This is a genomic window from Kordiimonas aquimaris, from assembly GCF_025574485.1.
Lineage (GTDB): Bacteria > Pseudomonadota > Alphaproteobacteria > Sphingomonadales > Kordiimonadaceae > Kordiimonas > Kordiimonas aquimaris.
Map to the genome: position 1 here is coordinate 301,435 of NZ_JAOBPO010000001.1, position 19,996 is coordinate 321,430.

Below are 19,996 nucleotides of genomic sequence, written 5' to 3' on the forward strand. Positions count from 1 at the left end.
TTTTTACTATTTTTTTCTGTTTATTAACAACAACTTGTTCATTTTTATTAAATGGATTTTCACGTATGCCTGTAACAGTGAGTGTAATTTTCCGTTTGTACACAACTTTAATCTGACACGGAATTAACACCATATTATCAGGAGATTCAGGCATGCGTGTTATCGCAGTTTCCTCGCAAAAAGGTGGTTCAGGCAAAACCACAATCACGGGCCATCTCGCTGTGGAAGCAGCACGTCAAAGCGGCGAACCTGTCGCACTGATAGACACAGACCCGCAAGGCAGTTTGTCAGACTGGTGGAATGCACGCGAAAGCGATGACCCCGCATTTGCACAAGCAACAATGGCAACGCTCGATACTGACTTAAGTATTTTACGAGACCAGGGCTTTCGTCTCGTTTTTATTGACACACCGCCCGCCATCACGCGCTCAATTCAAACAGTTGTACAAAAATCTGATCTCGTGATTATTCCAACACGCCCAAGTCCTCACGACTTGCGCGCCGCCGGGAAAACAGTTGATTTAGTTGAGCGCGCAGGCAAACCACTAGTGTTTGTTGTTAACGGCGCAACAGCGCGTGCCCGCCTGACCGGTGAGGCCGCTATCGCTTTGTCACAGCACGGCACTGTTGCACCAACAATCCTGCATAATCGTCAAGATTTTGCTGCCAGCATGATTGATGGTCGAACTGTTATGGAAGCAAACTCATCAGGGCGGTCTGCTGGCGAGGTGACAACGCTTTGGCAATACCTTGATGCACGCATTAAAAGGCTGCCTGTAAAAAGCCAGTTCAAAAGCGCACAGATACAGCGCAGCGCCTTTGGCAACCGCCAAACGGGCAATATACAAACACATCACATCGCTGCCGGCGCGCAGTAATATACGCATAGAAAGGAGAACCTTATGACGATGGCATCTCTCGACGCTTCTCTGCTTGCGCGCAAAGGGACAGCAAGACCAATAATGGCCAAGCCAGATACCTTGCAGACCTCAAATCGCATTCAGTTTATCCCACATGAGGTAACCACCCAATCAGCACCAAAAACACCTAAGGTTGCCAAGAAGATAAATGAATCTGTGGGAAAAAAGGTTGTGCTGAAGCCAACTAAAAGGATCAGACGCAAACATAAATCTGTGCGCTTATCCACATCTACAGATAAAGATTTAAGATTACTTGCTGCCAGCATGGGGGTGAGCCAACAATCAATAATGGAGAAAGCAATTTTTGATTATTTGGAGCAAGCTTACAAAGAACAGGGCTGTATTTGCCGTCACAAAAATTAACGTGCAACCACATACAAAGCTAAGGTTATTGGCTAATTAGAAGCGATGGCCAAAATCAACTCTCTGACGGCACGTCATCAGCTGTAGGGGGTTGAGCAAAACAGTCATGGCCAGCACGCTTGAGAACGACACACATACTAACAGCATCATTCATCGTATTAACTGGTCCGAAAACCAACCGATACATGCCAACGCGGTTAGGTGATTTAATGACTTCGCCGTATAGATCTTTTACTGTCGCAGCTTCTTCACGGCGAATACGCTCAAGCAATTCTGAAGCACCAGCATCGTCCATCGCAAAACCAACCTCAAGCCGCCAAACCTTAGCCCAGTCTTCAGGTTTTTCAGCAGGATTTTGCCCGCCCTCACCATCAGTATCACCGGAATAACCGTCAATTAACAATTCAAGTGCTAGCTGACCACCACCAAAGCCTTCAGTCTCAAGTGCTTTGCCGTACGCCTCACCGGCACTACGCGCCGCACCGTTCATCTGTGCACGCATACTTAGTTCTGCTTGTTCAGCAGGGTTATAGCCCGTTTGAGCAGCGCGCCATACCAAACCATATCCACGTACAGGATCGGGGGCACTTCCTACCTCGCCGTTCCAATATAATGTACCCAAAACGTAAGCAGCTTCAGGGTTACCCTTCAGCGCATAGGTCTGCCACACAGATACTGCCTCGGCGAGCTCAGCCTCGCTTCCCGTACCATCAAAATAAAGAATGTTGGCCAACTTCAATGCAGCCGCTTCGTTACCAAGCTGGCCTGACATGCGGTAATACATCGTCGCTATCGGAATTGATTTATCACGACCAATACCAATACGAGCCATTTCTGCTAAATGAAACAATGCTGTTGGGTTTGCCTGCCGGCCAAGGCTTTCAAGAATGCCCATGCCTTTTTCAATATCACCGTTGCGGATATCTTCAAGCGCATCATTAACTGATAATTCGTCAGCCGCAGTACTGTTTTCTATCGGTTGGCTGGTTTGGGCAACAACAGAAAAACTAAAAAATAGGGCAAAAAACGCCGCTCTATATATGTTCAAAACAATCATCATTTCAATACGATCAAAGGTGTCCTCTTTCGCAGCCAACTCCGATAAAATTTTACACAAACTCGTCTAAAACACAGCCTGATATTTAAATCTTCCTTCACCGGACTGCCTTACAATCACTAATGAACACGGCACAGGCATGCCGTACTTTATAGAATAAAAACAATCAGGCAATCCTATGACGACCTCACGTTTTATTAGAGTTCTTTTCACATGTTGCAGCACCGTCGCACTTACAGCATGCGCCTACGGCGGCAGTTTACCAGAAAGTGTTGCTGTTGCAAAAAATTCACCAACAGCACAAACGCCAGGCGGGTTATTAACAATTGCAAATGATATGGCTCGAAAAGGCGACCATGAAGCCGCCATTCCGCTTTACCGTCATATTGCCAGTACAACACGTACACCTGAAGCGATTACCGGTTTGGCCAACAGTTTGTTAGCGTTGGGAAACTTGAATGCCGCACAAAAACTGCTTGCAGACTTTATCGCACATCAAGGTATCGAAAACACATCTGGCGAAATGCTTTATAGTTACGGCAAGGCATCACTGGCATCAGGTAATTTTGATGCTGCTCTTGAAGGGTTTAATGCAGCAGAGAGCACAATGAGTAACGACCCCAGACCGACATCAGGTCGTGCCGTTGCACTTGCTGCAACAGGCAACAGCACCGGTGCATTGCAACTATTGAATAATGCAACCGACCTCACCAGCCTGTCTAACAAAGCACTTATTTTAGCCGCTAACAACATGCCTGATGCAGCTATTAATATTCTGGAACCCATCATTGCTACAGGAAACAGCAGCGCGCGCGACAGACAAAATCTTTCATTGGCATATCTATTAGCTGGTAAGGAAGAACAGGCCTATACGATGGCTCGCCTTGATCTCGACCCTGCAAGCATCAATGAAACATTCACTTTTTATCGCACACTTACCAGTCTCGAGGAAAAGCAGCGCATGCAGGCGCTAGTAACAGGTACCGTCAATCCGGAATGGACAACAGAAGAAGCTGCCAACATGCAGTTCGACAACACAATCCAGCATGAAGCGGCAGCTGTTCGTCTGACAACAATCTCGCCACCGCAAGAGTCTGTTTCGAACGAGAGCGCGGATGATGCACAACAGGAAGAAGAAACTCATGCATCCACAGCAAATGCAACGCCTGAAAAATACGGCCTTAGTGAAGTGCCTCCTTTAGTCGAAAGGCAAGGCTGGGCATTGCAAATCGGCGCATACCGCACAATTAACCGCCTAATGCAGGGGTGGTCACTATTGCTGGAGCGCAATACCGACATTCTATCAAACATTCCACCACGGCGGTCAGAGGTAGATTTTGGAACACAAACGGACGGGCCATCAGGGTTTTACTTCAGACTAAATGCGGGGCCGCTGGCAAGCTTTGCTGAAGCCAAACAAATATGTGACGAACTTTTAGATCGCGGTACATCCTGTTGGATCAGACCTCCTGAAAAGCAAGAAGGCGATCTACCGGGAAGCTAAATCGCCGTTTTTCCACTATAACTAAAACCTATATTGCTTCAGGAAACTTGAAATAAGTTTCTTTCTCAATCAAAATACAATGAGGCGCTCATATGAGGCCTTAATCGATGACTGTATCGATTACCTACTGCTAAGCATGCTCTATCAGGAGATGTAACTATGTCGCGTGTATCTGTATTTAACAGTCCATTTCTACTTGGCTTTGATCAGCTTGAACATATGCTGGATAATGTTGCCAAGAATGCAGGTGATGGCTACCCCCCATATAACATTGAGCATATTAGTGATGAATTAATTCGCATCACACTCGCTGTCGCAGGTTTCACACGCAACGATGTTTCGATCAGCCTGGAAGCCAGCCAGTTGATCATTCGCGGCAAACAAAACGACGGCACCACTGATAAAGAATTTCTTCACCGCGGCATCGCAGCAAGACAATTTGTACGCAAATTTGTTTTGGCTGAAGCAATGGAAGTGACCGATGCCTTTATGGAAAACGGGTTGCTTCACATTGATTTGCATCAGCCCAAACCAGATGCTGTCATACAAAATATCCCCATACGCTAACATGCACCAGCAACATGAAACCATAACATGCAACACACATGGCACGGGGTTATATGAAATTACAGGCGCCGTTTCTTCTTTTGTGTCGATAAGCGGTATTAACGACGGATTATTGACCTTGCTGGTGCAGCACACCTCGGCATCATTAACTATTCAGGAAAACGCTGACCCTGATGTGCGTGATGATCTGATTGATGCACTGGACCGGCTTGCTCCGCAAAGCCGCAACCTATATCGCCATACCGCTGAAGGATTAGACGATATGCCTGCGCACATAAAAACTGCGCTTACAGACACATCACTTTCAATTCCAATAATGGCTGGCGTCATGCGGCTTGGCACATGGCAAGGTATTTATCTAGCCGAGCATAGAATACACCCACACACCCGGTGTATCGCTGCACATATTATAGGTCTCTGACGCTAAACTAAAACGCGTAAACGAGGGTTGCGCGTGTAAGGGTATCCCATGCGGCTGAACCAAGCGGCGCGTCAGAGTCGTACTGTACTTGAAATGCCAAACGGGCAGATAAGCTCGTGTTAATTTGAGCAGAGACAGCTGCACGATTATCAAACGTAATTGAACCGGTACCAAAGATAACAGACGCACGATCATTAAAGTTTATGTTGTCCGTTAGTTTCAGGTCATATGTACTGGAAATTCGGCCAAGGAACTCTGTTTCTGTAGCGCCCGTATCCTCAAATTTATTAAGGCGCACACCAGGTCCGCCTTCAAGGCGCAATGATTGACGATCATTTTTAAACAGTTGCGCACCAATAGCGACATTATCCAGGATTCGGTAATCAAATCCGGAAAAGCGGTTAAGGTCTATTTCCAGATAGTTAAGCACATAAAACTGCTTCCATGGTTTGTACAATGTCTCAAAACGCGTCAAAAGTCTGCGGCGTGTTGTAAAACCATTGCTGCGCGCAAAATCAAAATCCAAATTTAGATTATGTTCCCAACGCTCACCAAATGCGCGATTAAACTGAAGACCTGCAGACACTGCTTGTTCGTCCGTGTCACCAGTGCTGCTTGTTGCACCGACCTGTGCTTGTGCGTTCCAGAGTGAGGGGTCCAAATAATAGAGGATACCTCGCGCACGAGATTTCCGCTCTGCCTCCACTGCAGCGGCTTCAGCAACAGCTATCTCTTCTATTTGAGGTGCCTCTAGCCATTCACTGCGCACAGCACTTGCTGTTTGCAAAATATCCAACCGTGCATCAGGCCATGTATCCAACGCCAACCGCAAAACTATATCAAAGGTAGCGCGATTTTCTTCAGCAGCTGATTTAAGCATGTCTTCAACACCAGGAGGCGTTGCAGCATGAACAGTTCCAAATCCAATGGTTGCTAAAAGGCTGGCTGCCAACAGGCTCTTCTTCAATGAGATTGTCTTTCCAGTCGCCATTTTTAATATCCTTCAATATTTAGTCTCGCGATTCGTTAGTGATCTATCTACAATAGCTGTGTTTGGCAAGTGTTCGTATCAATGAGGAGTGAAAATGCCTTTAGGATTTGTGACCGGTGCAACAGGTTTTGTCGGTCGGCATCTGATTGATGTTCTGAAAGAAGACGGTTGGGATATTATCGCTGGTGTACGCGACATAGCCCACGCTGAAAAACTGCTGGGCAATGATGTAAAGTTTGCATTAATGCGCCTACGAGATCCCTCGACAATTGCATCAGCGATACCTAATGATGTTGATTGTGTATTCCATGTCGCAGCAGACACAAGCACATGGTCCAAGGAAGCCGAACAACAATATCTCGCAAATGTAGACGGCACGTCTGCACTTCTTCAGGTGGTGTTAGACAAACAAGTAAAACGTATGGTGCATGTGTCCTCCATTGTTGCTTACGGCGAACACAAAGAAACCATTACAGATGACACACCAAGACTGGGCGCAACCAGCTGGGTTGGTTACATTCACACAAAATCTTATGCGGAACGTAAAGTTAAAGAAGCCGTAGATCGCGGGCTGGATGCCGTTATCGTTAACCCGACGGATATTGTAGGCCGTTACGATAACCAAAACTGGATCCGAATGATCAAGATGATTGAAGACGGCACACTTCCCGCCGTACCGCCTGGCAACGGTAACTTTGCCAACGGTCGTGCTGTTGCCGAGGGCATTTTAGCTGCTTATAAAAAAGGAAAAACTGGGCAAAATTATATCCTTGGCGGCCCTTATTCCAGCTTTCATGAATTCCTGAGCATGGCAGCTGAAAAGCTCGGCAAACCGGCACCACCTAAACCAAAATCAGCGCTTATGCTTAAAACAGCTGCAAGTATACTCGGGTTGGTGTCAAAAGTGACAGGTCGCCGACCACAGATTACACCCGAAGAGGCCTATTTTGCCTGCCAAAGTTATACCGTGAACTATGATAAGGCGATCAAAGAACTTGGATACAGGGACGTGCCCCTGTCCCAGTCCATGGATGAAGCTATCGCTTACATGCGAGAGCAACAGAGTTGACCGCGGTGTGTTAGAAAGTGCCACCTAAATTTGATTAGGTGTCCGCGTGACAGGCAACACAAGAAACATGGTTGCAAAACAATAAAAACTGCCCCCAAGCATTATATGTTGCAGGAGAACGCCTGTATCCAGCAACACTCCAAGCATGAGCGGCGCCAGCGCCGTTGAAACAACCACTAGCGATGTAGACAATGCCTTTATCTCGCCCAGATAACGCGTGCCATACAGCTCAGCCCAAACAGCATTATTAATCGGCAATGTAACACCTGAGCCAAGACCAAGTAATGCCATGAACCCCGCCACACCCAAACCACCCCAGTTTGGGAGTATGAAGAGCAACCCAAAGCCAAATATTGGCGGATACATTGCCAGCAGCTTACGTCCACCGTACCGATCAACCAGTACGCCGCCAACAAATGGTGCAGCAACTGAACCTAATGCATAAAAACTGTAAAAAGCCGTATAGCTAGCCACATCAAATGCCTTAAATGCAGCAACATCGCTGGCAAAAAAGAACGCACCAGTAACCCAAAACGGTCCAGCAATCAGCGCAGGCAGCATCAGATAAAACCTCTTGTCGCGCAGCACGTCTCTGCGCCGTGCGTGAGTTACCGGATCAACTGTACCCACCTCTGAGCTGGCGGTTTGATCAGTCTGCCACGCACGATGCCGCACGGCATGGCCACCAAGTAATAAAAGAACAAGTGGCAACGCAACAACCAGCAAACCACCAGCAAAAACCAACCAAGTCTGCTGCCAAGAAAACGAAACCATCAACCAAACTGCCAGCGGCGGCAATACCGCCTGCCCGAAGGGAAAACCTAAACCTGCAACGGCAACCGCCAATCCTCTTTTCTGCTCAAAGTAACGAGACATGCTTGTCATTGCGGCGTGGGTAAGCAGGCCTTGACCAAGCAATCGCACCAACAGCAATGCTGGCACAAAAACCCAGAAAACCGGCGCGGCATAAACCAAAAAACATGCTGCAGCCATTAAAACAACAAGCGTGCCTGCATATGTACCCAGAGCTATTTTATCAACTAAGTGACCGAGCTGGTTTAGCCCAACGGCACTGCCAAGCGTGATAATCAAATAATAGAAGCCAAACTCGCTATTAGTAAGGCTGTAGGCATTAATAATCGCAGGCTTATACACGCCAATGAAATAGGTTTGACCAAAGCTGGATAGAAAAGCGATAAAAAGCCCAAACCCCAAAAACCTGCCATTAACGATTATAAACTTCACGCCGATATCTTTCTGGGCTCTATCGCCCCAAGGGGTGCTGCGATATCTGCATAGATTGATTTTTATTAAAAAAACACCGTTTCTTAACGATTATGGAGAGAAAATACTCTGAAGTGATCAAGCCGCTACACCGAGGCGGTGAGCAAGATGAATAATTGGGGATGGCATTGGCACACGGCATCAACATACATTATGAGATACTGGGGCGCCGAGGCAGCAACTGGACCATCGTTGAAGTTAAAGACGACCGTGAAGCAGCAACCAAGCTTGCGGAAAGCTTTTGGAAAACGCGTCAGTATACTGGAATCCGCGTTGTCAAAGAAACCTTCGACAAAGCGGAAAACGACTTTTCTTCCGTTGAAATATACGCGCGAGGCAGTAACCGGCGCAAATCAAAGTATGATCAATCAGGTACCATTTCTCCGTGTTTAACACCCGATGATTTGTATAGTTCGGACGGACGTCGCTCAATATGGGAACTAATGCATAATTCTCTGGCAGAATGGCGCATTACCCCAACTGAATTATTGCATTCACTAGACCATTATTACCGCCTTTATAACGCTGGCACACTCCTTCAAAATGCCGTGCAGAAAACTGCCGTTTCGTTTGATACCGAACAAGAATCAATCCAAAAGCGCATGCACAAAATCTACAAGGTAATTGACGCTTCAATTGATATTATGAAGTCGACCAAAGATTCGGTACCTTCCCTTGAAACCGGACGCCTTAAACCCCTAATCACTGCACTTGACGGTAAATCAAACTGCCGTTTTTTGCTGACCTGTGCCATTGTTGAATATCTGCGGCCCGCTGCCACACTTAGTGACAAGCTTGGACGTATTATCATATTTCTAACCGCCAACAGGCCCGACTGGGTAATGGAAATTCTGGATCAAATGATCGCTGAATTTTTAGAGCATGAACAAGTGCTCTACCAGCTAATGGGGGAAAAAGAAGACCGCGGAGCATTCATGATTGAACTCGCTTACTTTCAGTGCGGCGAGTTAAACCTTATGGGCGAGGATGAACATTCACCGCGCTTTAGCGAAGACGTGCTTCGCCTTAACGGCTTTCTATCGGAGAACACACTGCCACGCTGTGCCCATGTATTGGTTGAACGCCTAAAGAAGGAAATCGAGCAGCCGAAACAAATTAATAAGCATGGCCTTATCGGACAACTTAAAGCGCTTCATGACCTTCGCAATGTTCTGGAAACGCTGCATAACAAAGACCTGAACACCCTTGATCATGTAATGGAAAGTGTAAAAGCGCGCGCAGGGCGCATGATTAACAGCCAATCCATTTCGCAAATGCTGAGTGAAAACCAGCAACCCATTACACAGATCAATCAATTGATGGACCTTGAAGCCGTTACTGTAGGCAACAGCAATAAGCGTACAGTCGCGAATTATGTTCTACCTATTTTGTCCCGACCTGAATACGAATCGATCTTTATCGGACTTGACCAAAACCCGATTAAGCGCATGTCTGACCTCGTACATTTGCAAAAACGTGTCATGTCCGCAGAACTGACAGAAATGCATCGGCGAAAAATTGCAGAAAAGCTTGACCAGTTCTGCCAAATTATTTTGGACAACACGCAGATCCTGAAGAAAATCCATCAATTGAATATCAGCCTGCAGGAAAAATCACGCAAAATACTGGCAATGCTTGCAGACGGGTATTTCACTTCTGGTTCATGCCGAACAGCAGCAGAACACCAGGTACGTGTTTACATGCGCCAAACAGGCTTCACCGATGGATTAATAAAGGGTCTAAATCGCAATCAGGCCGAACAAACTTTACTTGATTTCAGAGACCTCCTAGCGAAAGCCGGTATTTCATCACAAGATGATGCTGAAAATCCAGACGCTCTGGACGCTGCAACAAATTAGCTACAGTCAGAACCAATTAACGCAGAGAAACCAGAGTACAGCTAGAAATCTGAAATGATTCCATTCTTTTCCCAATCACCGTAACGTGTTGGTTCCGGGCCACTGCGACCACCATACTCTTTTTGATCACCTGATATTACCGCTTTACTGGTTACAGCTTTATCTTCTTCCACAGGTAATGGTGCGTCGTCCGTATCAGCTGCTTTCGTGTCGTTTTTTGATTGAGTATGTGTCTTCAAAACTTTGCTCACATGTCCGTAAAGGTCAGGCAGCTAGGCTGCATTTGCTGGTATAATCTTATCCAATTTCTCACGTACTGCCAAGCGCCAGAAAACCAACCCAACCACCAACACAACTATCGGCAACACAAAACCAAACTCATTAGCATACCGCCAAGTATGTTTATATTGCACGGTCATAGGCTGCATAATGGTTAGGATATATATATTGTGAGCAGCGTGCAGTATCACAGTTGGCCAAACGCTATCTGTTTTCAACCTTAAATACGTAAGGATAGAAGACATTCCTACACACATGAGTGTAAAATTAAAAAACTGAGTCTCTAGCGCCACAGGGCCAGCATTATATTTGGTCAGAAAAATAATTGGCGCATGCCACAACGCCCAGATAAGACCGCTGATCAACACAGTAAACCCAAAGGAATGGCGGCGCATTAAATGCATTGTCAAAAAACCGCGCCAGCCCAACTCTTCGCCCAAGCTTGTCGCCATCTGCCAGATCATGCCAACAGTACCAAACATGAAAATGCCGAAAATAACGATGCCGGTTTCCGACCAACCTGACAATCCGAGAAAATATGCAACTTCTTTGATAAACCGCGGATCAATCAAACCGCCCAACCCGCTTACCCAAACAATACCATAAGCAATTAATCCGTATATAACGGGAATGAAATAAGACGCTGTAGACCAACGTGTGTCCGCCCAGCTCCATCCAAGGGTTTTGAATGAAATATTTCTTATTTTACAGGTTAATAATGCAGCAAGACCCGGGCTCCAAATTAACATGCCCATGTAATATCTGCGCAAACCATGCTCAATCACAAAGTAATAAGCAGCCGCAGATAAAACGACCAGCAAACCAAGAAACCAAACAATATCCATAAGAACAGTTTGTTTCGATCGTCCAATTAATGGATCAGTGTCGGTCATGCCAGCTGTCTCTTCATTTTACATTTTATCAACATCAATGCCCACAAAGTTGATAAAATCATATCACACATATACGTGTGATCTATCCAAATTGCATCTTCGTACACACACGTTGATTGCAGACCCCTTGATTGCCTAGGTGGTAAATACGTCGCAATGAAAATGCGATGAAGCGACATGCGTCATAGATAATTAACAGAAGCGCACACATGCACCGGTGTTTTGTTGCCTGCAGTCCAGACCTATAAGTCTAGCTCTTTCTTGGCTAGCTCACCTAAGTTAACTTCAGAACGTGCACCCAAATGAGCGATAACTTCTGCAGCAGCAAGACTGCCAAGCTGTGCGCACAATTCATAGCTATGGCCATTTGTTAACCCGTATAACACGCCGGATGCATAAAGGTCACCGGCCCCTGTGGTATCTTCAACTTCTGTTGCAAACGCTGGCACGCTTACTTCCGTATCCGGTGTTAAAATAACAGAGCCGTCAGCACCACGCGTCAGTGCAGCAATTTTAACATGAGGCCGCAGCGCTGCAACAGCAGCTTCAAATGTATCTACCTCAAACAAAGACATGATCTCTGCATCATTTGCAAAAACAATGTCGACCTTGGTTTTAACCAAATCAAGAAACTCAGCACGAAAACGATCAACACAGAAACTATCCGATAGTGACAAGGCCACTTTTGTGCCACCCGCAATTGCTGCATCCATGGCTTTTAACACTGCCGCCTTCATGGGAGGCGTGTCCCAAAGATACCCTTCTACATACAAAATTTCTGCATCTGCAACGTAATCAGGGTCAATATCGTCCACCGATATATTGGTGCATGCCCCAAGGTAGGTATTCATGTTACGCTGTGCGTCAGGTGCGACCAAAATCATACTTGTAGCAGTCGGCGCCCCTTCGCTTGCCGGCATTGTCTCAAATGCAACACCAGCAGCTCGGATATCATGCTGGAAAACACGCCCTAACTGGTCATCATGTACTTTACCGATATATGCGGCACGGCCACCAAAAGAGGCAACACCAGTTGCAGTATTTGCAGCAGACCCCCCCGAACGTTCAATTGCAGGCGGCATATCATCATACAGGCGAGCAGATGTATCAGCATCAATGAGAAGCATGGCCCCTTTTACTTGTTCATGCCGCGAGAGAAAGGCATCATCAACACGTGCAATAATATCGACAATTGCATTGCCCATACATAGAACCTGAATTTTCTTGCTCATATCGTCCCCTTTTAGGCCATGGTTATATTGTCGGCGTATTCAGGCACCATAGAAATCACATCAGGGATTGCAAGTGGTATTAGGTTACTTATCTATAATAGATATATAAATAGCCAAGCATGTTTCACAACACAGCATTGGCAGTAATAAAGGCGAGGACAATCAATGCTTTTACAGGCAATAAATCGTAGCTGGCAGCAACTTTTACACCCTAGGTTTCGAAGCGTTTTCCTGACAGCTGTGGGCTCGGCACTGGCAACGCTTGCCCTTTTGACATTTGCGCTCAACCTCTATTGGCCTGAAAGTTATAGCTTTGGCTGGGATTGGCTTGATGAATTCGGGGATTGGATATCAAGTGCAGGTTTCTGGTCGGTTGTCGCTGTTGGGTCGTACCTTTTGTTTCCAGGTGTAGTTACAATGGTCATGGGGTTGCTGGCAGATAAAATCTCCACTGCTGTTGAACAGGAATATTATCCAAACCGCATTGGCACCAGACCCGTTTCGATTAGCGAAACATTATGGAGTGCGACTAAATTAACATTGTTGATGTTGATCATAAATTTACTGGCGCTTATCCCGTACCTGCTTTTGTTTCTAATGACATCAGGGCTTGGAACTCTCGCACTGTTTATGGCTGTAAATGGTTATCTTCTGGGGCGAGAATACTATGAAATGGTTACCGCACGCCATCTGGACAGAATAACCATGAACCGGATGCGCCTTACATACAGCGGTAAGATATTTCTTGGTGGTGCTGTTATGGCGGGCATGTTTCTGGTACCGTTTCTCAACATACTCGCACCGATTGTCGGTGCAGCAATGATGACCCATATCGTACACCAGTTGGGCATACCGGATGCAGGCACTAAAGAGGCAAATATTTGATGCATAATAAGTTATTATTTGGCGGCCTGTTACTGCTCTCGGCATGCAGCACACCGCCAGTGACCACGCCGGCGGCCGAAATAGTTGAGCCACAAACGCCTACACCAATTAGCCTGCCACAAGAAGACCCCGCGCCTGAACCCACAACACCCGCGCCGATAATAGTTGATTTTGACATGATCAACGGACAAACACCTGCATCCGTACAAAACTACTTAGGACAGCCATCACTGGTGCGCCGTGATGAAAACGTCCAGATTATGATATACGAAACTGATGTGTGTGTGTTTCAGGTTACATTTTATGAACCTGCAAATGGTGATCATTTCAGGGCAGAACACACAGATGCCCGTACACGCAAAGGCTTAGCCACAGATGCAGAGAACTGTGTACAGCAACTGCTCAGTGTTCAACAATAAACTGCTTTACCACAGTGTTTCTAAACACTCCCTTGATAGTAGCCTTTGCACGACCTAACATAACAGGTGCAGGTTAACCAACGAGAGCATATTTCATGGCATCAAAACCCATAACTTTTGGCACTGTTATTAAACTTGCCTTCTGGAGCTTTGTCATCGGTGTCATTATGTATCAAATGCAATGGAGCCCAGGCGATGTCTTTGGGTGGGTTGCAAATCAAGTTGCTGCTGTTTGGGCCTGGTTCTCTGGTTCTGGCCTAAGTTATGTACTGCTTGGTGCAACAATCGTTGTACCCATTTTTCTATTCTCTCGCTTCCGAGAGAAGATGCGCAATAAATGAGTAAATTTTTCGATCCCAAAGCACCGCAGGAAACGGCTAATAGCATGGATGCCGCACGGTTGTTTGCACCAGCAACTGAACGCAACCGTGACGTACTTGGTGACACAATGGCAACGCATGTTAGCGACTTAAGCGGCACGCTTATTGAGGTGGCAAGTGGTACGGGGCAACATGCTGTGCACATTGCTCCGCGCTTACCCAATATAATCTGGCAACCAACAGACATTGAAGAAAAACATATACGCAGCATAGATGCGTGGCGCGATTATGCTGGCCATAACAACATTCTGCCTGCACAGCATTTTAATGTCATCACCGACGAATTTAATGACGTGGCCGTTAATCCAGACATATGTACAATCATGGCTGTCAATCTCATCCATATTGCCCCATGGCAAGCAACAGAGAGCCTTATAGCCAAGGCAGCAAAGTGTCTTCAGGGTGGTGTCTTGTTTCTGTACGGGCCTTATAAACGCAGCGGCGAACACACCTCACAATCTAATGCTGATTTTGATTTATCACTTAAATCACGCAATACCGACTGGGGCATCAGAAACCTGGAAGACGTAATTACTTGCGCAAAAGACGCTGGCTTTCAAACACCGGACATCATTCAAATGCCTGCCAACAATCTATCTGTGGTTTTTCGAAAAGCCTGATCAAGCGAACAGTTTATATCCAACTACTGAACCGCAGTAATCGCTGTATCTGTATCGTTTGCTTCAGTTTTTAGATCATAATGCTTGGAATAACGTTTCGCGATCTTCTCAACCGGTAAAAGCACAAACACATCCGTTGTACCGAACTGCTCATCAATCACTGCACCGTCACCGATGAAGCAACCGATACGCAAATACCCCTTAATTAAAGGCGGTAAAGAACGACGTGCCTGACGCACATTTAGGTCCTCAGCAGCGATAGTATTCATTTCAACAAACTGGCCATCAAGGGCACGCACCTTGAAGTCATCCGGTACTAAATAGTTGTGATACAAATATGCCATTGCTTCTTTGCATTCGGCAGGGTCAGTGGTTTCAAAACTTGCACAACCAAACATATAAGCGATGTTATGCTCTTTCAGGTATTCAGCAATACCTTTCCACAACATGTTAATTGTAGAGTTTGCTCGGTAATCTTTGTGAACGCACGATCGACCAAGTTCCAGCAATTGCCGGCCTTCACCCATCTGCTCGCCAAAACTGTCCGTCATAAGTGGTGCCAGATTATATTCACCTGATGAATAAAACCCGTCATGTGCTGTCGCAACTTCCTGGCGCAACAAGCGATATGTACCCACAATGCGCTTGGCTTTTGGTCTGTCATGATCAATGACCAGCAGATGATCACAGAAAATATCATAGTTATCGATATCGCGTTTGGTCATGCGCATACGCCAATCAGGCTTGGCGTGCATTTCTTCGTAGAAAATATTGTAGCGTAACTTCTGGGCGCTTTTAATTTCTTTAAGCGACCGTGCAAGGCGCACTTCAAGGCTACCTTGGCGAACATAAGACGGCGCACCAGCCATGGCCTGAGCAGCAGCAATCCGCGGGCGTATCATTGCGTATTTTTTCATGAGACCATCCTTTAGTCGCCTTCCAAGTCAAAATCATTACACCAGAATGACTGCTTTATGACATCACAAAAGTATCGCGTCCGCGTGATGACTACTCAATCGCTCTTGTTTATCGCCGTTTGGGTGTCCATTCCAACGTTCTTTTTCCATAAAATCACCAGCAATATAAGACCTGGCAATGCCAGAAGTGTGGCATAGATGAAAAATTCAACCCAGCCAATAGCTTCAGCAACATATCCGCTTGGTGCACCAAGGAGCGTACGCGCCTGATTACCAAGTGATGACATAAGTGCATACTGCGTCGCTGTAAAATTGGCATTACAGAGGCTTGCCATATAAGCAATAATCACCGTTGTACCAAGGCCTGTCGCAAAATTTTCCATCCCAATGGTGACCGCAAGCCGCCACAAGGTTGCTTCGCCCAACCACAACCATGCAAATACTAAGTTGGTAGCCATCATCAGCAAGCCAGTCAGAAACAATGACTTGAATGTCCCTATTTGCTTAAAGAGTATTGCGCCGAGACCAACACCAACCATCAATGTAATAAAACCAACCGTTTTATTGGCATATAACAAGTCGCCTGGTGTGAACTGCATTTCCGTTAACAAGGGTGCGGTCATAATAGCTGTTACAGCATCACCGGCTTTAAACAGGAAGATAAACAGCAGCACCAATCCCCAGTTTTCGCGGCGGGTAAACTCCTTAAAAGGCAGATAAACAGCTTCACGCAGACGTGCAACAATTGGTGAATATTGCTTCGCACCACTTTCTTGTTCTACGTATTTCGTCGCTTCGCGCGCCTTCGGTTCACCAACAATCCATGCGCCCACAGCGCCGGGGATTAGCATGATAGGCAACGTCAGTATGGCTAGCGACCAACCATAATACTCCGCTACGGCAAGCACCATAATTGCTGCGAGAAAGTTAGCCGTGCGGTAGCCATAAACATAAACGGCAGCGCTGTGTCCCTGTTCTTCGTCATCAATGATTTCAATACGGTATGCATCAATAACGATATCCTGACTAGCTGACAGGAAGGCAATAATCGCTGCAATAACAGCCACCTCGAACAGCTGGGTTGCCGGATCAAAACGAGAGATAGCCACCAACGCAATAGCCATAAGTGCCTGAATGGTAAAAAGCCAGCCACGCCGCTGTCCAAAGTATCGTGTGATAATACCAAGCGGCATGCGGTCAATTGCCGGTGACCACAGGAATTTCCATGTGTAAAATGTGGTGATCAAGGCAAAAAGACCAACATCACTTTTGGATACATCACTGTAAGACAACCACAAGCCCATCAGCGAAATCACAAATGTCAACGGGAACCCGCTAGACATACCAAGACCAAAGGTCGCAACAATGCTACGCTTGGCATAAGGTTTAAGACCGATGACCATATTGCTGAGATTGGTCATACTATCACGCCGCAATCTTGGCAGGGTCAACGATCACCCAAAGCGCTTCTGCCTTGGCAACAATCTCACCTGCAGCATTCACAATTGCCGTACCGCATTTTCGCTTTCGGCCATGTTCACCGCTTGGGTCATCTAATGACCAACCATAAACATAGGCCGCACCATCCTCCCCGGAAAGCGGCGCTAAAACCTCGACAGCAAAGCGTGCTAACAGTGCAGGCTCACCGTATGCGCATGCGAAATAACCGGGGCAATCAAGCGCTGACCATATAAACTCTGGCAAGACGTTACCATTTTCACCAACAAAAGAAGCGTGGACATCCCACTTTGCTGCAACAAGGCCTGCATGACCTTCAACCTGTTCCGCATGCAGGCACAAACCATCACCGTGGCTGCGTGCATTACCGCAAACAAAACAGATATCAAACGGCTCAAATTTACCACTAGGGTTATCTGGTTTTCCGATAAGCACAGGTTTTTTGGGAAGCGCCGGAACTTCAAGCGTAAACCGAGTCGGTTTGGCAGTACCAATCTTAACGTCATCCTGCATCAGCACGGAAACAGCATCCGTCACCACAAGCGACAGTGGTTGATCAAGCGGCGGCGGTACATGCAACGACACCTCAACCGGCCCTTTGTATCCTTCAGCTAGTAAACCTGACGCAACAAGGCCGCTAGCGTAACCACCATTCGCAGATTTGGGCGGGCCATTATACTGGCTCCGGATCATTACCGATTGATGCATTACCGTCTATCTCCTCGCACTTTTTGCAAACAATCTACGGTGTGCAGCAACTGCAATGCAAGTAATGCCTTTTCATAGGCGCCTGAATATGATCAAAGGGCGCATGAATACACACCAGAAGCAAACTTTAGACACACCACGCATTGTTGCCGTGCGCAGCCTTATGGCGGTCACCTTAAAAGCAAGACCATTTGATTTATCCCTTAATGAGATGGCGCAGGAAGCCGGGCTTAATGCCCGCGACCGTGCCTTTGCATTTAATCTTGTAATGCTCAGTTTGCGCCAACTTGGCGGCCTGCGGTCACTTATGAACAGCTTGGTGGAGCGCGGCATTCCCTTTGAAGCCAAATGGACAGAGGCCGCATTGGTCACTGGCCTTGCCCAAATTCTACTTATGCGCACCGCTGATTATGCAGCAGTGAACGAAACAGTTGATATGATCAAGAACCTGTCCGGCAAAGAAAAAGGGTTTGCTGGTTTGGTCAATGCAGTTCTCAGGCGCGCAGTCAAGGAACGGGAAAAGCTGACAGAACAGTTGGCAGCGACACCTGAAACTAATTTACCGGAGTGGTTGCACAAAGGCTGGGAAGCAACGTACGGCATGGATACAATGCGTGCGATAGCTTGTTCGCTGGCCACAACACCGCCGCTTGATATCACACTAAAACCAGACGAAAATGTTGATGAATGGGCGAAAGCATTGAACGCAAAAAAACTGCCAACAGGTAGTTTGCGCCTCGATAGTGCTGATGTTCCAAAACTTCCCGGATACGAAGATGGCAAGTGGTGGGTGCAAGACATGGCAGCCGCCATACCAGCCAAATTGCTTGGAGACATTAAAGGCAAGTATGTGCTTGATTTATGCGCCGCACCGGGCGGTAAAACCATGCAGCTCGCGGCAGCTGGTGGTAACGTCGTATCAATCGACAGATCCAAAAACAGACTGAGGCGATTAACTGAAAACCTGTCACGCACAAAACTGGAAGCAACAGTTATAAACGCGGACGCCGCCAAATTTGAACCACAGCAATCCGTTGATCACATCTTGTTGGACGCACCTTGTAGCGCGACAGGCACGCTACGCCGTAATCCTGATGTTTTATGGACTAAAGGGCCTCAAGATGTGGCCAAGCTTGCAGACCTGCAATCACGTATTTTAGCCCATGCCTTCTCACTTCTGCCGGTCGGCGGGACACTTGTTTACTGTGTTTGCTCACTTGAGGCATGCGAGGGGGTAGAGCAAATTACGCGCTTCCTTGACGCCGAATCGTCCGCAAAACGCATACCAATAGTGGCAGAAGAGGTTGGAGATATGGTCGAATTAATCACTACAGAGGGCGATCTGCTGTGCTTGCCTTCTCACTATGCGGACCAAGGCGGAATGGATGGCTTTTTTGTTGCGCGATTAACACGCACCTAGACGGTAAAAAACAACACCAAATAACCACCATCTGGCTTGCGACAACACGAGCAACCTGATAAGCAATCGCCATGCAAAAACCTGTTAGAATAGCACCGAGCATCCTGTCTGCCGATTTTGCCAAATTGGGCGAGGAAGTGCGCGCCGTTGATGCGGCTGGCGCCGACTACATTCATATTGATGTCATGGACGGTCATTTTGTTCCTAACATCACCATTGGGCCAGATGTGGTTAAAGCACTTCGCCCACACACACAAAAAGTTTTCGACGTACACCTGATGATTGACCCGGTAGATCCATACATCGATGCTTTTGCTAATGCGGGTGCAGATATTATCACCGCTCATGTGGAAGCAGGAAAGCACACGCACCGCACGCTGCAAGCTATTCGTGCACACGGTATCAAAGCTGGTATTTCCTTGAACCCAGCAACGCCCGAGACAACAATTGACTACCTCTATGAAGATCTTGACCTTATCTTGGTGATGTCTGTAAACCCGGGCTTTGGTGGCCAGTCATTCATCAAAAGCCAGCTTCGCAAAATTGAAGCAATCCGCAAACGCATCGATACTCTTGGTCTAGATATAGACCTGCAGGTTGATGGCGGCGTTAATGCTTCGACAGTGCGCAGCGTGATTGATGCTGGCGCCGATGTTCTTGTCGCAGGCAGCGCTACTTTCAAAGGCGGACCTGACGCATACGCCGATAACATCAAAATGCTGTGCGGATAACGAGTAAGATAAAACATTA

The 19,996-nt window shown here is 46.8% G+C and carries 22 protein-coding genes; 13 read left to right on the forward strand and 9 right to left on the reverse strand.

The window, feature by feature from the left end; translation table 11 throughout:
• Nucleotides 1-152 precede the first annotated feature (152 nt).
• Nucleotides 153-878 (forward strand): ParA family protein, encoded by a 726-nt coding sequence (locus OEU88_RS01425; protein WP_262693316.1) that lies wholly within the window; start codon nt 153-155, stop codon nt 876-878.
• Nucleotides 879-902: 24 nt separating this feature from the next.
• Nucleotides 903-1,283, forward strand: a complete 381-nt coding sequence (locus OEU88_RS01430) for a ribbon-helix-helix domain-containing protein (RefSeq protein WP_262693317.1) — start codon at nt 903-905, stop codon at nt 1,281-1,283.
• Between the two features lie 55 nt (nt 1,284-1,338).
• Here OEU88_RS01430 and OEU88_RS01435 read toward each other — a convergent pair whose 3' ends face one another.
• The gene (locus OEU88_RS01435; RefSeq protein ID WP_262693318.1) at nt 1,339-2,379 is read right to left on the reverse strand and encodes a tetratricopeptide repeat protein; all 1,041 of its coding nucleotides are present in this window, start codon (nt 2,377-2,379) and stop codon (nt 1,339-1,341) included.
• A 139-nt stretch (nt 2,380-2,518) separates the two neighbouring features.
• Here OEU88_RS01435 and OEU88_RS01440 point away from each other — a divergent pair, with 139 nt between their 5' ends.
• From OEU88_RS01440 to OEU88_RS01450, 3 genes are all read left to right on the forward strand, one after another.
• Nucleotides 2,519-3,844 carry a tetratricopeptide repeat protein gene (locus tag OEU88_RS01440; protein ID WP_262693319.1) on the forward strand — a complete coding sequence of 442 codons (1,326 nt, stop codon included), beginning with the start codon at nt 2,519-2,521 and terminating at the stop codon, nt 3,842-3,844.
• 159 nt (nt 3,845-4,003) lie between these two features.
• Complete coding sequence (locus OEU88_RS01445; protein ID WP_262693320.1) at nt 4,004-4,411, forward strand: Hsp20 family protein; 408 nt, start codon at nt 4,004-4,006, stop codon at nt 4,409-4,411.
• 1 nt (nt 4,412) lies between these two features.
• Nucleotides 4,413-4,832: a secondary thiamine-phosphate synthase enzyme YjbQ gene (locus tag OEU88_RS01450; RefSeq protein WP_262693321.1), complete on the forward strand. Its 420-nt coding sequence runs from the start codon at nt 4,413-4,415 to the stop codon at nt 4,830-4,832.
• A 7-nt stretch (nt 4,833-4,839) separates the two neighbouring features.
• Here OEU88_RS01450 and OEU88_RS01455 read toward each other — a convergent pair whose 3' ends face one another.
• The gene (locus OEU88_RS01455; RefSeq protein WP_262693322.1) at nt 4,840-5,823 is read right to left on the reverse strand and encodes a DUF481 domain-containing protein; all 984 of its coding nucleotides are present in this window, start codon (nt 5,821-5,823) and stop codon (nt 4,840-4,842) included.
• 94 nt (nt 5,824-5,917) lie between these two features.
• Here OEU88_RS01455 and OEU88_RS01460 point away from each other — a divergent pair, with 94 nt between their 5' ends.
• Nucleotides 5,918-6,892 (forward strand): NAD-dependent epimerase/dehydratase family protein, encoded by a 975-nt coding sequence (locus OEU88_RS01460; RefSeq protein WP_262693323.1) that lies wholly within the window; start codon nt 5,918-5,920, stop codon nt 6,890-6,892.
• A gap of 24 nt (nt 6,893-6,916) precedes the next feature.
• On the opposite strand, the gene OEU88_RS01465 is transcribed toward OEU88_RS01460, so the two are convergent.
• Complete coding sequence (locus OEU88_RS01465; RefSeq protein ID WP_262693324.1) at nt 6,917-8,137, reverse strand: MFS transporter; 1,221 nt, start codon at nt 8,135-8,137, stop codon at nt 6,917-6,919.
• 161 nt (nt 8,138-8,298) lie between these two features.
• On the opposite strand from OEU88_RS01465, the gene OEU88_RS01470 reads away from it, so the two are divergent.
• Nucleotides 8,299-10,035, forward strand: coding sequence for a hypothetical protein (locus OEU88_RS01470; RefSeq protein ID WP_262693325.1), 1,737 nt, complete (start codon nt 8,299-8,301; stop codon nt 10,033-10,035).
• Nucleotides 10,036-10,076: 41 nt separating this feature from the next.
• Here the strand turns inward: OEU88_RS01470 and OEU88_RS01475 are convergent, their stop codons facing one another.
• The 3 genes from OEU88_RS01475 to OEU88_RS01485 form a co-directional block, all read right to left on the reverse strand.
• Nucleotides 10,077-10,274, reverse strand: coding sequence for a DUF1674 domain-containing protein (locus OEU88_RS01475; protein WP_262693326.1), 198 nt, complete (start codon nt 10,272-10,274; stop codon nt 10,077-10,079).
• A gap of 33 nt (nt 10,275-10,307) precedes the next feature.
• A complete protein-coding gene (locus OEU88_RS01480; RefSeq protein ID WP_262693327.1) occupies nt 10,308-11,207 on the reverse strand; it encodes a CPBP family intramembrane glutamic endopeptidase in 900 nt (299 codons plus the stop codon).
• Between the two features lie 242 nt (nt 11,208-11,449).
• A complete protein-coding gene (locus OEU88_RS01485) occupies nt 11,450-12,439 on the reverse strand; it encodes an adenosine kinase (RefSeq protein WP_262693328.1) in 990 nt (329 codons plus the stop codon).
• A 165-nt stretch (nt 12,440-12,604) separates the two neighbouring features.
• Between OEU88_RS01485 and OEU88_RS01490 the strand changes: the two genes are divergently transcribed.
• The 4 genes from OEU88_RS01490 to OEU88_RS01505 all read left to right on the forward strand — a co-directional run bounded on the left by OEU88_RS01490 (nt 12,605) and on the right by OEU88_RS01505 (nt 14,743).
• Nucleotides 12,605-13,324, forward strand: a complete 720-nt coding sequence (locus OEU88_RS01490) for an EI24 domain-containing protein (protein WP_262693329.1) — start codon at nt 12,605-12,607, stop codon at nt 13,322-13,324.
• The gene (locus OEU88_RS01495) at nt 13,324-13,743 is read left to right on the forward strand and encodes a hypothetical protein (protein WP_262693330.1); all 420 of its coding nucleotides are present in this window, start codon (nt 13,324-13,326) and stop codon (nt 13,741-13,743) included. The genes OEU88_RS01490 and OEU88_RS01495 overlap by 1 nt, the downstream gene beginning before the upstream one ends.
• A gap of 95 nt (nt 13,744-13,838) precedes the next feature.
• On the forward strand, nt 13,839-14,084 hold the full coding sequence (locus tag OEU88_RS01500) for a DUF6460 domain-containing protein (protein ID WP_262693331.1): 246 nt from the start codon (nt 13,839-13,841) through the stop codon (nt 14,082-14,084).
• A complete protein-coding gene (locus tag OEU88_RS01505) occupies nt 14,081-14,743 on the forward strand; it encodes a class I SAM-dependent methyltransferase (RefSeq protein WP_262693332.1) in 663 nt (220 codons plus the stop codon). Before OEU88_RS01500 ends, OEU88_RS01505 begins: the two co-directional genes overlap by 4 nt.
• Nucleotides 14,744-14,766: 23 nt before the next feature.
• Here OEU88_RS01505 and OEU88_RS01510 read toward each other — a convergent pair whose 3' ends face one another.
• The 3 genes from OEU88_RS01510 to OEU88_RS01520 all read right to left on the reverse strand — a co-directional run bounded on the left by OEU88_RS01510 (nt 14,767) and on the right by OEU88_RS01520 (nt 17,826).
• The gene (locus OEU88_RS01510) at nt 14,767-15,660 is read right to left on the reverse strand and encodes a GNAT family N-acetyltransferase (protein ID WP_262693333.1); all 894 of its coding nucleotides are present in this window, start codon (nt 15,658-15,660) and stop codon (nt 14,767-14,769) included.
• A gap of 95 nt (nt 15,661-15,755) precedes the next feature.
• Nucleotides 15,756-17,081: an AmpG family muropeptide MFS transporter gene (locus OEU88_RS01515; RefSeq protein WP_262693334.1), complete on the reverse strand. Its 1,326-nt coding sequence runs from the start codon at nt 17,079-17,081 to the stop codon at nt 15,756-15,758.
• A gap of 4 nt (nt 17,082-17,085) precedes the next feature.
• Nucleotides 17,086-17,826, reverse strand: a complete 741-nt coding sequence (locus OEU88_RS01520) for a hypothetical protein (RefSeq protein ID WP_262693335.1) — start codon at nt 17,824-17,826, stop codon at nt 17,086-17,088.
• An 88-nt stretch (nt 17,827-17,914) separates the two neighbouring features.
• Between OEU88_RS01520 and OEU88_RS01525 the strand changes: the two genes are divergently transcribed.
• Both OEU88_RS01525 and rpe read left to right on the forward strand, forming a co-directional pair.
• On the forward strand, nt 17,915-19,246 hold the full coding sequence (locus OEU88_RS01525; protein WP_262693336.1) for an RsmB/NOP family class I SAM-dependent RNA methyltransferase: 1,332 nt from the start codon (nt 17,915-17,917) through the stop codon (nt 19,244-19,246).
• 71 nt (nt 19,247-19,317) lie between these two features.
• Entirely contained in the window at nt 19,318-19,977 is a 660-nt protein-coding gene (rpe, locus tag OEU88_RS01530; protein WP_262693337.1) for a ribulose-phosphate 3-epimerase, read from the forward strand.
• The last annotated feature ends 19 nt before the right edge of the window (nt 19,978-19,996 follow it).